At 65.1% G+C, this 13,590-nt stretch carries 12 protein-coding genes; 6 read left to right on the top strand and 6 right to left on the bottom strand.

Annotation, left to right across the window (positions count from 1 at the left end):
- The first annotated feature begins 149 nt into the window (after positions 1-149).
- A complete protein-coding gene (locus VFH65_RS15865; protein ID WP_353322698.1) occupies positions 150-803 on the top strand; it encodes a TetR/AcrR family transcriptional regulator in 654 nt (217 codons plus the stop codon).
- Between the two features lie 174 nt (positions 804-977).
- The gene (locus VFH65_RS15860; protein ID WP_353322697.1) at positions 978-1,655 is read left to right on the top strand and encodes a TetR/AcrR family transcriptional regulator; all 678 of its coding nucleotides are present in this window, start codon (positions 978-980) and stop codon (positions 1,653-1,655) included.
- Here the strand turns inward: VFH65_RS15860 and VFH65_RS15855 are convergent.
- Positions 1,652-2,050: a PAS domain-containing protein gene (locus VFH65_RS15855; protein WP_353322696.1), complete on the bottom strand. Its 399-nt coding sequence runs from the start codon at positions 2,048-2,050 to the stop codon at positions 1,652-1,654. The genes VFH65_RS15860 and VFH65_RS15855 overlap by 4 nt on opposite strands.
- A 259-nt stretch (positions 2,051-2,309) precedes the next feature.
- Between VFH65_RS15855 and VFH65_RS15850 the strand changes: the two genes are divergently transcribed.
- Positions 2,310-6,269: a diguanylate cyclase domain-containing protein gene (locus VFH65_RS15850; RefSeq protein ID WP_414688433.1), complete on the top strand. Its 3,960-nt coding sequence runs from the start codon at positions 2,310-2,312 to the stop codon at positions 6,267-6,269.
- 46 nt (positions 6,270-6,315) lie between these two features.
- Positions 6,316-7,590: a YibE/F family protein gene (locus tag VFH65_RS15845; RefSeq protein WP_353322694.1), complete on the top strand. Its 1,275-nt coding sequence runs from the start codon at positions 6,316-6,318 to the stop codon at positions 7,588-7,590.
- On the opposite strand, the gene rfbA is transcribed toward VFH65_RS15845, so the two are convergent.
- The 5 genes from rfbA to VFH65_RS15820 all read right to left on the bottom strand — a co-directional run bounded on the left by rfbA (position 7,544) and on the right by VFH65_RS15820 (position 11,566).
- Positions 7,544-8,407: a glucose-1-phosphate thymidylyltransferase RfbA gene (gene rfbA, locus VFH65_RS15840; protein WP_353322693.1), complete on the bottom strand. Its 864-nt coding sequence runs from the start codon at positions 8,405-8,407 to the stop codon at positions 7,544-7,546. The genes VFH65_RS15845 and rfbA overlap by 47 nt on opposite strands.
- Entirely contained in the window at positions 8,407-8,754 is a 348-nt protein-coding gene (locus tag VFH65_RS15835; RefSeq protein ID WP_353322691.1) for a nuclear transport factor 2 family protein, read from the bottom strand. The genes rfbA and VFH65_RS15835 overlap by 1 nt, the downstream gene beginning before the upstream one ends.
- 19 nt (positions 8,755-8,773) lie before the next feature.
- The gene (locus VFH65_RS15830) at positions 8,774-9,523 is read right to left on the bottom strand and encodes a maleylpyruvate isomerase family mycothiol-dependent enzyme (protein ID WP_353322689.1); all 750 of its coding nucleotides are present in this window, start codon (positions 9,521-9,523) and stop codon (positions 8,774-8,776) included.
- A 1-nt stretch (position 9,524) separates the two neighbouring features.
- Positions 9,525-10,832 carry a cytochrome P450 gene (locus VFH65_RS15825; protein WP_353322688.1) on the bottom strand — a complete coding sequence of 436 codons (1,308 nt, stop codon included), beginning with the start codon at positions 10,830-10,832 and terminating at the stop codon, positions 9,525-9,527.
- 89 nt (positions 10,833-10,921) lie between these two features.
- Entirely contained in the window at positions 10,922-11,566 is a 645-nt protein-coding gene (locus VFH65_RS15820; protein WP_353322686.1) for a hypothetical protein, read from the bottom strand.
- Between the two features lie 218 nt (positions 11,567-11,784).
- On the opposite strand from VFH65_RS15820, the gene metX reads away from it, so the two are divergent.
- A complete protein-coding gene (gene metX, locus VFH65_RS15815) occupies positions 11,785-12,903 on the top strand; it encodes a homoserine O-acetyltransferase MetX (protein WP_353322684.1) in 1,119 nt (372 codons plus the stop codon).
- Positions 12,904-13,114: 211 nt separating this feature from the next.
- Positions 13,115-13,590: pyridoxal-phosphate dependent enzyme (locus VFH65_RS15810; RefSeq protein WP_353322683.1), on the top strand; the 476-nt coding region annotated here is incomplete at its 3' end.

Here is a 13,590-nt window from a genome sequence, read left to right as displayed (position 1 = left end):
CGCACGCCGTCGCCTCCGTGCAGCTAACTGCCCAAGCCCGCGTGCCCTTCGTCGCTCGCTGTTAACCTTGACCCCCGGTCACACACGTGGGTGACGACCGCGATCAGCCGCGCACGTCGTGTGAGAGGCCAACGGGAGGTCGGATCGCCATGGCGCGCCAGGCACGCTCGGAAGCCACGCGGCAGAAGATCATTGATGCGGCGCTGGAGCTGTATGGCGAAATCGGCTACACCGCAACCGGAATGGGTGACATCATTGAACGCGCGCAACTCACCAAAGGCGCTCTCTACTATCACTTCGATTCCAAGGAGGCGGTGGCGGCCGCGGTTATCGAGCGAGGTAGTCAAGATCTCCTCGCCGCGTTCCGGACAGCCTGCCAATCATCGGCGCCCGCGATCGAGAATCTGATCCACAGCACATTCGTCGTCGCCAATGTCATGGCCAATAGCAGGGTCGCGCGTGAGGCCGGCCGGCTGACGTACACGCTCGGCCAGCTCGACGAGTCAGCACGCGCCAACAGAGACTGGTTGGCGGCGATCGCGACTCAGCTGCAACGCGTCGCTGCAGACGGTGACCTCCGCGACGACGTCGATCCAGACGTCGCTGCGGAGACGCTCGTGGCCACGACCACCGGCGCGACACTGATGTCGCTCGAGGCATCGTACGGCGCCGACCTTCCTGCGCGGCTGCTTCGAACGTGGCGCATTCTGCTACCGGCTCTTGTCGCCGAGCACTCCATCGGCTACCTTCGCGAATTTGTTGATCGCGAACCGCTGCGCGGGACGGAGTCCACGGCGTCATAGCAGTGAGTGGTCTGAGGCATGTCGTATGGTGAACACGATTTTCGTGACCTGAGCGCCTGATCACGAATCCGACAGTCGGTTGGCGCACAGCTTTGAAGGACGGTCATCCAGCATGGCGTGGACCCCTGCTGTGCCGCAATGGGCGGCTGCGATCAGCGATCGGCGTGCCACCCGGTGACCGACGCGACCGGCAGCCGCACCGACGGCACTCGTCAGCAGATTCTGCGCGCGGCGTCGCGCGAGTTCGCCAAGCGGCCGTACACGATGGTCAGTCTCGAGGACATCACCGCCAGCGCGGGACTGACAAAAGGCGGCCTGTACTTCTACTTTCAGTCGAAAAACGCGCTCGCGGTAGCGATCGTCGACGAGCAGCTGCAGATTGTGCGCGAAGGGATAACCAAGCGCCTCGATCGCCGGCTATCCGGACTGGAGACACTCATCGAGACCGGCTTTTTCATCGCCACGCTGGACATCGAGTCCGATGAGGTCCGCGCCACGCTGCACCTGATCGAGCAGATCGGCCGAAGCGGAGGTCTGCAAGCGGCACTTTTCGGTGACTGGTCGTCGGCAATAGAAGCGATGGTGGCCCAAGGCATCACCGACGGCGACATTGTCGAGGGCGCCGATCCCAAGGCCGTCAGCCGCCTGGTGATGTCCATCTACATGGGGCTGCGCCAAACATGCGACCTTGACGCACCGGCGGACCTCTTCTCCAGTCTCGAGCATGCCTGGTCGCTGATGCTGCCGGGACTTGCGGCCCCTGATCGACTGTCCTACTTCGTTCAGTTCGTGAGGCGTTGCTCGGCCGTCGCAAGTCGCAACGTGTCGCGTCCGACGCGGCCGGTGACCTAGAACTCCTTCGCCCACAACTCCTCGGTGACGTCATGAAACGTTGCGAGCGCCGCAGGGTCGTCGCCGCGCAGTAGCGCTGATCCACTCATATACGCACGCACGATTGAGCCGTCCGCATGCGCCAACTCCACGAGCTGACCCGCGTGGGCCTGCAGCGCAGCGATGGCCGATCCGGCAATCGGCGTGCGGAATATGTCGTGAAACTTCATCGACAGCAATGTCTCCTCCGGGTAGCCGAGCATCTCGGCGGCCGCGGGGTTTGCGACGAGAATGGAGCCGTCGCTGGTGATCGCGAGTGTCGGAACGGGAATCCGCTCGAGTACGACCAACGCCGGCATGCGCTCGAGTATCTCTGCTGGAGACAGGGCGGGCCCCTGCCCGCGTCGACGGTCCATTCCTAAGTATGACCAGATTCATAGAAGATTTGCTGTCGAACGGTTACATTGAAACGCAGATAACCGACGCGGAGCCGGTTTCTTGATCCGTTGCTCAGAAAGTGCAGCATGCACGGTTGTACCTCCGCCGAGGCGGATGTACCGCAGTTTGCTGGCAAACTTTGTGGGTTTGCGGTGATGTTTCCGCTCACGCTGGGTCGGTTGTCCTCCTTGGGGAGGGAGGTGATGGACGGGGGACGGCGACGACCATGGAGCGGCGATGGAGCTACCGATACCCGCGGGTGCCCGCCCGCGCGCACGGGTGCTCAATCGCAGACTGGCTACAGTAGCCCTCGCTTATCTCAGCACGACCGCGTTTGTCGGCATTTGGCTCTGGCAAAGTTGGGGCGGCCCATATATAACGCGCGTGGTCGACGACGTCGCGTCGTTGACGGGCGTGCTGTTCGCGGCCGGGTGTGCTGGCTGGGCTGCACGCGCCGCCCGTGGCCGCGCGCGGCGGGGGTGGCTGGCCATGATGGCCGGTCTGCTCGCCTGGGCGGTCGGCGAGGTCATCTGGGCCTGGTACGAGGTATGGCTGCGTTACGAACAGGCGCCGTCGCCCTCGTGGGCTGACGCGGGATACCTGCTCTTCCCCGTCGGCGCGGGTGCGGCGGTATTGCTGTTGTCGGTCAGTGACATGGGGCAGTCCAGGTTGCGTCTGCTCCTCGACGGCGCCATCGTCGCGGTATCGGTATTCCTGATCTCGTGGGTGACGGTGCTGGACAACGTGTTTCACGCTGGAGGTGAAACGCGACTCGCTTTCGCGGTATCGCTGGCCTACCCGATCGCCGATGCCGCGATCATCACGATCGCGTGGTCTCGCGCAGCCGCCGCCTATCGGCCGAGCATGGCCCTGTTGGTCGGCGGGTTGTTGCTGATCGCCGCATCGGACAGCGTCTTCGCCGCCTTGACGGCGGTAGGCGGGTATTACACCGGCAATGTGATCGACCTGGGGTGGATGGCAGGGTGCGGTGCGCTTGGCTTGGCAGCGCTGCGCAGCATCGGCGAACGGCCGGTCGATCCGACGATGTGGTTGATTTCATCTCGCTCGCGGCTGCTGGTTCCGTACCTGCCCCTGGTGCTTGCCTGCGGTGTCGGGATGGCTGAGGCGCTGCCACAGCTGAGATCTGTTGGCCTTGCCGCGGCGGGTGCCCTTCTCGTCGCCGCGGTCCTGGCTCGGCAGTTCCTGGTGCTGGTCGAGAACCGGCGGCTGTTGGCCGATGTCTCACGGCTGGCTTTTCGCGACCAGCTCACCGGATTGCCGAACAGGGTGCTCTTCCTCGACCGGCTCGAAATGGCCGTCGCGCGACGGCGACGCGAACACAATCCATTGACGGTGTTGTGTCTAGATCTCGACAACTTCAAGAAGGTCAACGATGAGCTGGGGCATCCAGCCGGCGACGAGCTGCTGATCCGCGTCGCACATCGCCTCACCGGATGTCTGCGAAGTACTGACACCGTCGCCCGGCTCGGCGGAGACGAGTTTGCGGTCCTGATTGAAGGCTCCGTCGACGACGGCCTGGTGGCGGCGGAGCGGATCCTTGGCGCATTCGACGCGCCGATCGTGATCGACGGCGTCGCGCTCGCCGTGAGTCCCAGTGTCGGGCTGACGCTGTGCACGACGGATACGCCGGAGGCCACCGTCGACGACCTGCTCAGGCACAGCGACCTCGCCATGTATGCCGCAAAGCGCGCTGGCGGGGGCTGCGTGCGCAGTTTCGTGCCCGATCTGCCACGCCCGCACGAACTTCCGCAGCGAAAAGTTCCCGAGGACAAAGCTGGTCCAACGACGCTGCCAGCCGCGGCCGCACCCAATGGTGCGGATTTACCCAGGGCAGCGCCTGAAGCTGTTGGCACGCAGCAGCCACAATGGTCGCCTCCAGGCATCCGGCTGGCGCTCGGTGCCGCGCTGATCGGCGTTGTGGTGTTTGCGATTTCGACAGTGGTCCGAACGGATCCGGGCCGTATCGCGGCGCTCGACAGTTGGCTGGAAATCGCCCTCTACCTATCGGCGGCCGTGCTTGTCGCTGTCCGTGCGCTTCGCGTCGAAGCCGAGCGCTGGGGATGGCTTTTCATCGCAGCGGGTATGAGCGCGACGACGATCGGCACCATCGTGTACGCGCTCTGGGTCCCTGAGGGCCAGTTGCCATCGGTCGCCGACCCGGTGTGGCTTGCGTTCTATCCACTCGTGTACACCGGCTTGCTGCTGCTGCTCCGCACGCGGCTACGGCATGTGCCGGCGGCGATCAGACTCGACGCACTGGTGGTCGGGCTCACCGTCGCCGCAGTTGCCGCGGCGCCCGCATTCGGACCGATCATCGCGGCAGCCAGCGGGTCGTGGGCCACTGTGCTGGTGGGCCTCGCGTACCCAGCAGGCGACCTGCTGCTGCTAGCACTGTCGTCCGGATCGCTCGCAATCTTGGGCTGGCGCACCGAATGGCGGTGGGGCTTGCTCGTTGCCGGCTTCGCGCTGTGGGCGGTCGCGGACACCATCTACATCACAGCGGCCGCCAAAGGCTCGTACCTCGAGGGCACATGGATCGATGCCTGCTGGCCCGCCGCCTTCCTGTTGATCGCCGCAGCCAGCTGGCTGCCTCCGTCCGCCGTCCCCTCCCGCCAGAAGGCCGGCCGGGTCTCGTTGGTCCCACCGATCGCATGCAGCGTCATCGCGATCGGAGTCGCGATCTTCGCGTACGGTGAGCGCCTCCCGGTGACACTGGCCGCACTGAGCCTTGCCGCAGTCGCCGCCCGTTATGCAGTGACATTCCGCGACGTCAGCGCCCTCGCCGCTAGCCACGAACACGCCATGACCGACGAATTGACCGGGCTGGCCAACCGGAGGGCGCTGGCCACTGCGCTAACCGCAGGACCTTTCGACGAGCAAACCGTGCCGGCGTGGGACAGGGCCACCACCACAAGGCTGGGGCTCTTGTTGCTGGACGTGCACCAGTTCAGGGAGATCAACGATTCGCTCGGCCGTAGTGTTGGCGATGAACTGCTGCGCCGCATCGCGGACCGGCTATCGCAAGCGGTCCGACCGCCAGATCTGTTGGTGCGCACCGGTGGTGACGCGTTCGGAATCCTGATGGCCGACGACGTCAACCTCGTGACTGCGCGTGCCCGTGCCGGATCGTTGATGGATGCGATGCGCGCACCGTTCGCCCTCGATCAGATCACCGTCCAAGTCGATGTCAATATCGCGATCGCGCTGTGCCCAGACCACTGCGCTCAACCACAGGAGTTGCTGAACCTCGCCGAGACGACGATGACCGATGCAAAGAGCACCGAGGGCGGAATCGCGGTGTACGACGCCTCCGCGGATCTGCACAGGAGCAACGACACGCAGCTCATCGAGGACCTGCGCACCACGGTCTCCACCTCACGACTCACACTTCGCGACTTCGGGGCCAGCACCGGAGAGTTGACGTGCCATTACCAACCCAAGATCAGTGCCGAAGACGAACGGGTACACAGCGTCGAAGCGCTGGTGCGTTGGGATCACCCGACTCGCGGGCTGCTGTTGCCCACCGAGTTTCTGCCTGCCGCCGAAAGGGCCAGCCTGATGCGGCCGGTGGCCGCCCGGGTGCTGGAGATCGCGTTGGCCCAGATTCGGTCCTGGCGCGATCAGGGCATCGATCTGACGGTCGCCGTGAACCTCTCGACCACCAACCTGCTCGATGCGGACCTCGTTGACTCCATCGACCGACTGCTGCAGACCCACCGACTGCCTGCCGATGCCCTCATCCTCGAAATCACCGAATCCACGCTGACGACCGACTCGCAACGATCGCGCAATACCGTCGGTGCGTTGCGGCGGCTGGGCGTCCGGCTCTCACTCGACGACTACGGCGCCGGCTGGTCCTCGCTGGTTCGCCTTCAGGATCTGTCGGTCGACGAACTCAAGCTCGACAAGGTGTTCGTCGCGCGTCTGGCTCGCGATCCTCGTTCCATTGCGATCGTGCGCTCGACCGTCGCGCTTGCCCACAGCCTGGAAGCCGATCTGGTCGCCGAAGGCGTCGAAGACGAGGACACCCTGCTGGTCTTGCGCCGTTACGGTTGCACCATCACCCAGGGCCATGTGCACTGTCCGCCCCTTCCGGCAGATGAATTCCACGCATGGCTGATCAACCGGACACGGCGTCTCACCCCAGGTGTCAAGCCGGCGGGGAGACTCGACTAACTCACGCCCAGCTTCTGCTCTGCCCGTGTGAGTACCGTGTGGCGCTGTGACGCACTCCCATGCCCACTCGCACTCATTGAGCGGCCCGGCACCGCTCGGACCGCTGGCCGCCAAGATCGTGGTGGGTCTGTTGATCGCCATCGGCATCGCCACCCTGGCCGCCGCCGCATGGCTGTGGCCCAGTCAGCAGAAGGTCGACATCCCGCTGCCATTCCAGAACGCCGCAGGCGGCGCCGTCACCACGGAGGCCGGACATGTACTGTCCAGCAGCGCCGCGACCTGCGGCAGCCAGTCAGTGGGCGCGGTGCTGACCGCCGCCCCGCTGCCAACCCAGGGCGAGGGTGCCCAATGCGTGCAGACGCTCATCGCGATCGACTCCGGCCCGAATGCGGGCGCCAACACGCTGCTGGAGTCCAGCGGCGGGCCGGGCCAGGCACAGTTCGCGGTCGGTGACAACATCCGGCTCAGCCGCCAGGTCGACCCCACCGGAACGACGACCTACTCCTTTTACGACTACGAACGGACGTGGCCGTTGACCGTGCTGGCCGCCGCATTCGCGGTGGTGGTCGTCGCGGTCGCCGGGTGGCGCGGATTACGGGCGCTGGTCGGCATTGTCGTCGCGTTCGGGGTTCTGGTCGTGTTCATGCTGCCCGCCCTGCGCGACGGGGCCGCCGCCATCCCCGTTTCGTTGGTGGCGTCGGCGGTAATCCTGTATGCGGTGATCTACCTGGCGCACGGCGTGAGCCTGCGAACCAGCGCGGCGCTGCTCGGCACGTTGACGTCTCTGCTGCTCGCAGCTGTATTGTCGTGGGGCGCAATCGAATTGACACACCTTACCGGCCTGTCCGACGATGAGACCAACGCTGTCGTGACCTATCTGGGCGGTGTGTCGATCACCGGCCTGCTGCTGGCGGGGTTCATCATCGGCTCGCTCGGCGTGCTCAACGACGTGACCGTTACGCAGGCGTCGACGGTGTTCGAGCTGGCCGAACTCGAGGGCAGTTCGCGGCGAGCGATCTTCGTCGGCGCCATGCGGGTGGGCCGCGACCACATCGCCAGCACGGTCTACACGCTGGTGCTCGCCTACGCGGGCAGTGCCCTGCCGCTGCTGCTGTTGTTCAGTGTGGCCAACCGCTCTCTTGGCGACGTGCTGACCAGCGAGAGTGTCGCCATCGAGGTCGCGCGCTCGGCGGTGGGCGGTATCGCGCTGGCGCTGTCAGTGCCGCTGACGACGGGGATCGCGGCGGTGCTCGCGACCCCGCACGCCGATACCGCTAGCGTTCCAGCAGCTCCAGCAGGTAGGCGCCGTAGCCCGACTTGAGCAAGGTCTGTGCGCGCGCGGCCAACTGGTCGTCGTCGATGAAGCCGACCCGCCAGGCGATCTCCTCCGGCACGCTGATCTTCAACCCTTGCCGACGCTCGATGGTGCGGACGTAGTCGCTGGCGTCCAGCAGCGAATCGAAGGTGCCGGTGTCCAGCCATGCCGTGCCGCGCGCAAGCACGTCAACCGATAGCCGGCCCTGGTTGAGGTAGATCTGGTTGATCTCGGTGATCTCGTATTCGCCGCGCGCCGATTTACGAAGTGAACGCGCTATTTCTATGACGTCGTTGTCGTAGAAGTACAGCCCCGGCACGGCATAGTTCGACTTCGGCGTTGCCGGCTTTTCCTCCAACGACAGTGCCGTCCCGTCGGCGCTGAACTCGACGACGCCATAGGCGGACGGGTTTGCCACCCAGTACGCGAAAATTGCTCCACCGCTGATGCTTTGGAAGCGGCGCAGGCTGGTGCCGAGCCCGGGTCCGTAGAAGATGTTGTCTCCCAACACCAATGCCACCGAGTCGTTGCCGATGTGCTCGGCGCCGATCACGAAAGCCTGCGCCAGGCCGTCGGGCTGGTCTTGCACTGCATAGCTGAGGTTGATTCCGAAAGCCGAACCGTCGCCGAGCAATCGGCGGAACGCGGGCGCGTCGTCGGCGGTGGTGATCACCTGGATGTCGCGGATGCCAGCCATCATCAGCGTCGTCAGCGGGTAGTAGATCATCGGCTTGTCGTAGACCGGCACCAACTGCTTGCTGACACCCATGGTGATCGGGTACAGCCGCGTGCCCGATCCGCCCGCCAGAATGATGCCCCTCATCAGCCCGCGAGGTCTTTCTCGGTCAGCTCGGTCGCGGCCAGCGCCGAAGCGAGGTCGTCGTGCCGGAACACCGAGGTGACGTGGTCGCGCACGACGCGGAACGCCGTCGCCTTGCCATCCTGCTCCTCAGCGACCACCACACCGTCGTGGACGTAGATCCGGCCGGGGACGGCGGCGGCTGTGTCCAACGCGCTCGCCCACTCTCGCAGGGCGTCATGTCCCTGTCCTGCACCATTCGCGTCACCGAACTCGATGTCGTCGCTGGAAACCTGAAGCAGCGTGTCGAGGTCCCGCTCATTCAGCGCGTCATGCCAGGCGAGGACGGTCGCGATCTCCGAAGTGGTCATGTTCGAAAAGTTACGCCACTCAGAACGGGGTGCGTTCGAGCCATTGGTCCCATACCGAGGCGTCGCCGAACACTTCGAGACCGATGTCGGCGGCGGTGCGCCTGCGGACAATCGCCAGCAACAGATCCTTCACGGGCCCGCGCAACGCGACATCGCCTTTACCGTGATCATGGGACCAGCTGACGCCGTCCTCGTCGTTGACGATCGTCCATTCGCCGGTCGGGCCGAGCGCACCATCCGTGGCGTGCAGGTGCAGGGTCTTGCCGCTGGCTATCGGTGGCGCGGCGCGCCTTGCTTGGACTGTCATCAGCTCAACCCACTCGCTGATCCCGTCGGCGGCCAGTTCGGGCGGCGGGTCGTAGTCCACCCCCAACGCCAGCGCCGCGTCGGCGCCATGCACCGCGACTTCGTGCAACCGCCTGCGGATCCACCAGCCTGCGGGACGCGGGCCGGTGAAGGTCCAGACCCTGGCATCCGAACCGACCCGGTCGACGGCATCGATGATCAACTGGGCGCCGCCGTTCAGCCAGTCCATCGCGCCGTCGGGATCCTCCGGTGGCTTGCCGTCTCGCACGTCGCGGGGGTCGAGCGCGTCGGTACGCCGGTCGGCGATGATCTGTGCGGCCCACCGGTTTCCGCGGCCGACGTGGCGGAACAATTGCTTTAGTGTCCAGCCGGGGCATGTCGGCACAGGGGTTGACGGGTCTGCGCTGCGGATCAGTTCTCCGAAGGCCTTGGTCTGGTCGAGCAGTGTCGCTCTGAAATCCACGTCACGAACTTACAGCGGTGCGCGTCTTGCCAAGCGAAATCGGAAGTGAGGACCACCCACGCAGAACCCGGGTTTCGCGCCTGCTGCCGTCACCGGCCAGCCGTGCGTCGGGGTAGCGCTCGAAGAACGTCCGCAAGCCCACCTCGCCCTCGGCGCGTGCCAGCGCGGCGCCAAGGCAGAAGTGCCTGCCGCCGGAGAAGGACAGGTGCTTGCCTGCGTTCTGGCGTTCGATGTCGAACCGGTGCGGGTCGTCGAAGACCTTGGGGTCTCGGTTCGCCCCTGCCAAGTAGAGGATGATCCCTTCACCGCGTCGCACGACGGTGCCAGCGATCTCGGTGTCCTTGCCCGCCATTCGTGCGCTCAGTTGAACAGGTGAATCCAGCCGCAGGATCTCTTCGACGGTGGTCGGCCACAGCTCGGGGCGTTCGGCCAACGTGGCCAGGTGTTCCGGGTTCTCGAGCAGCAGCCGAATTCCGTTGCCCAGCAAGTTGACTGTGGTCTCGAAGCCCGCCGCCAGCACCAGCCCGGCAGTGGCCAAGAGCTCCTCGTGGCTGAGCTTGGGTCCTGCGTCGCTGGCCTTGATGATCTGGCTCATCAGGTCGTCGCCGGGATTGCGCCGCAGCTCGTGCAGGTGGTTGGAGAGCCAGTGGTTGAAGCCCTCGATGCCGCGATACACCCGCTTGTACTGCGGCCACGTCAGCCCGATGTCCAGGCTTGGCGCGGCCAGCTCACCGAACTCCAGGATGCGCGGCCGCGCTTCCTCTGGCACGCCGAGGATGTCGCCGATGATGCTGACGGGAAGCTGGGAGCAGTACTCGTGCACGATGTCGACGGTGCCGGGGTCGTCGCCGAGGTTGTCGAGCAGCTTGCTTGCGGTATCACTGACCCGATCACGAAGCGCCGCAACCGCTCTGGTGGTGAACACCGACGATACGAGCTTTCGGTAGCGGGTGTGGTCGGGCGGTTCGACCGAGAGCATCGACGGCGGTTCGAGGGGGTGCAGTAACCCGGTCTTGGTGCGGTTGGCCACCCACTGCAGCGGCTTGGGCAGGTTCGATCCCATTCCGATGACATGGAAGTCGTCGGACCGCAGCACGTCGTTCACGATCTTGTGGTCCACGGTGATGAACAGCACGCGGCAACGCACGATCGGGCCCTGGGCGCGCAGTTCTTCTGTGAACGCCACCGGGTCGGCCCGCACGGCCGGGTCCGCGATCAGCCTGCCCTGCGGGTCGCCGCGCTTCGCGAACGCCTTGGACACCGCCCGAATCACGCCGTGGACGGCCAGCCACCGGATCCGCTGCCTCATGCCAGCCGAGCTTACGACTGCCACCGTTGTTCTACAAGTGTCCAACAGTCGTCATGCGGGCGTCGCGGCAACCAGCGGGATGGGCCACGTCACGGTTGCGGCTGGGTGCCTTCCACTTCGTTACGGCCGAGGGTGTCGACGAACCGCGGTCCGACCTTCTGCAACTCATCGCGGTAGCTATCGGCCCACTCGCCGAACGGCTGATGGGCCAGATACTCATTGCGGAACCGGTCGTCCTCGGAGACCTCGGTGGCGCAGAACGCGGGGATCATCAGATCGACCACCGGGGCGTTGCGCTCGACCTCGGCTAGCAGCAGGGGTTCGTTGCGGCCCAGGAACCGATCGACGATCCAGCCGTCCTCGCCCAGCCAGGCCGAGTAGCGGATCTTGGTCACGACATGCTCGGCGCGGGAAACGATCTGACCGGCGACCATCGGGTCGAGTTCGCGTTCGGCTTCGTAGCGGGTGCCGCCGGCGGCCGGACCCTTGGCGGTCATGGTTCCGATCACGTCGGCGTCTAGAAGGCCCATTGCCTCGACGAGACCGCCGGGTGAAGCGTTCAGTTCGGCGGGAGCGGGGCCCTGCAGCCGGACGCGGACCGCGTAGCCGTCGGCGGCGAACAGGTAGGCCTGCACGATCAGCATGGGCCGTGGATCGAGCGCAGTGACGGCGGGCATCTCGCGGACGTAGAACTTCCGCTCGAACTCGAAATCACCGACGTTCGACTCAGACACATCCCGACGTTAGCTCCTTGATGCCTCAATAGTTCGCAGGCGGCACCGTCTTCGCCGCCGCGCTGTTACGCACATCCGGACTTGTAATCGTGAAGTGGTTCGGACCACGGCAATTGAAACTATTCGCGTTGCGTCAACCTGATGCTGCAATCGAGGCGTCGCGGTGCGGCTGGACTAGCGACATCGACAACCGCGCTGATGAGGAGAGTGCCCCGGCAATGAGTGTTCGGAGCACCAATGACGTTCCCGCACTGCAGGGCGCCACCGCAACATTCCGGTCTCGCGGTGCGTGGGCGGCGATCGGCGATCTTGTCCTGGAATCCGGTGCGCTGCTTCCGGACGTACGCCTGTTCTACGAGGCGTTCGGCAATCTCGCCGACGATAAGAGTAATGCGGTCTTGGTGTTCCACGGCCTCGCCGCCAACAGTCACCTCGCCCGTGACACCGTCACAGACGATCCGGGCTGGTGGTCCGGCGTGGTGGGGCCGGGCCTCGGCCTGGATACCGAACGGCTGTGCGTGATCTCCGCCAATGTCCTCGGCGGCTGCTACGGATCGACGGGCCCCACGAGCCTCGCTCCAGACGGCCAGGAGTGGGCTAGCCGGTTTCCGCCGCTGACCATCCGCGACCAGGTGGCGGCGGCGGTGCGGCTGGGCGAGACACTCGGAATCACCACATGGGTCGGGGTCGTGGGTGTGTCATTCGGTGGCATGCACGCTCTCGAATGGCATGTGGCACAACAGGGTAGGGCCGAACGCGTGGCAGTAGTCGCGGCGCCCTGGGCGACGTCCGCCGAACAACTCGCGACCAACACCTTGCAGACCGAGATCGTGAAACTGGACCCGGAATTCCACGACGGGTTCTACCGCCGACTCGGCACCCGACCGCGGGCAGGCCTCGCACTTGCCCGGCAGGTGGGGATGCTGCAGTACCGCGCTCGCGACGAGTTCAACGAGCGCTTCGGCCGCGCGCGTCAGGATGTCGACGAGGGACCGTACGCGATCGAGTCGTACTTTCATGCGAACGGAGCGAAATTCGCCGAATCGTTCGACGCGAACAGTTTCATCACGCTCGGCGGCGCCAAGAGCTCGCACGATATCGGGCGCGGCCGTGGGAGCCCCGAACGCGCGCTGCAATCGTCAGCGGCTCCGCTTCTCGTCGTCGGCATCGAATCCGACCGGCTCTTTCCGTTGGATCAGCAGCGGTTCATAGCACGTCACTCGCCCGGCAGCGTCAGCGGAAACGAACCAGTGGTGCTCCACAGCGGGCACGGCCATGACGCGTTTCTCATCGACCAGGCGTGGATGAGCCGCACCCTCGGCGAGTTCCTGTTCTGACGGGCATACCGGATTCCGGTCACTGGGGCAAGTTCGGTTCACCTTGTTTTTATCCGTTCCGCGGTCCAGCAGACGTTGCTAAATTGCCTGACGGCCCCATAGCCGCTACTCCCATGACGGCTCGCTCAAGAGGCTGAATAGCACCATGAGACAACGCATCCGCGTTGGCGAGGCGATTTCCACTACGACGAACAAACGGATGCGAGACAACGTGGCAACCGGTCAAAAGCGAATCTTCACCGATGTGACACAGACGGTGGGGAACACGCCCCTTGTGCGCTTGAACGATCATTTCGCCGGGGAAGGCACCGAGTTACTCGTGAAACTCGAGTACTTCAATCCCACGGCCAGTGTCAAGGACCGACTGTCAGTTGGCGCAATCGATTTCGCCGAGCGCAACGGGCAGCTGCGGCCAGGCGGCACGATCGTTGCGGCCAGCAGTGGCAATCTCGGCATCGGGCTGGCAGCGGCCGGAGCCGCCCGCGGCTATCGCGTCGTCATCGTCATCTACGAGGACACGAGTTACGAGCGGAAGGTTGTCGTACAGAATCTCGGCGCTGAACTCGTCTTGACGCCGAAGGAAGACGGCGTTCGGGGGTCGGTGGAGGAGGCCGAGAGAATCGCCAACAGCACACCCGGCGCATTCTTCGTGAACCAGTTCATCATTCCCATCAATCGCGAGATACA

It is taken from the genome of Mycobacterium sp., from assembly GCF_035697385.1.
GTDB lineage: Bacteria > Actinomycetota > Actinomycetes > Mycobacteriales > Mycobacteriaceae > Mycobacterium.
Note: the sequence above shows the minus strand (reverse complement) of the source record. Positions and strands in the feature narration are given on the sequence as shown.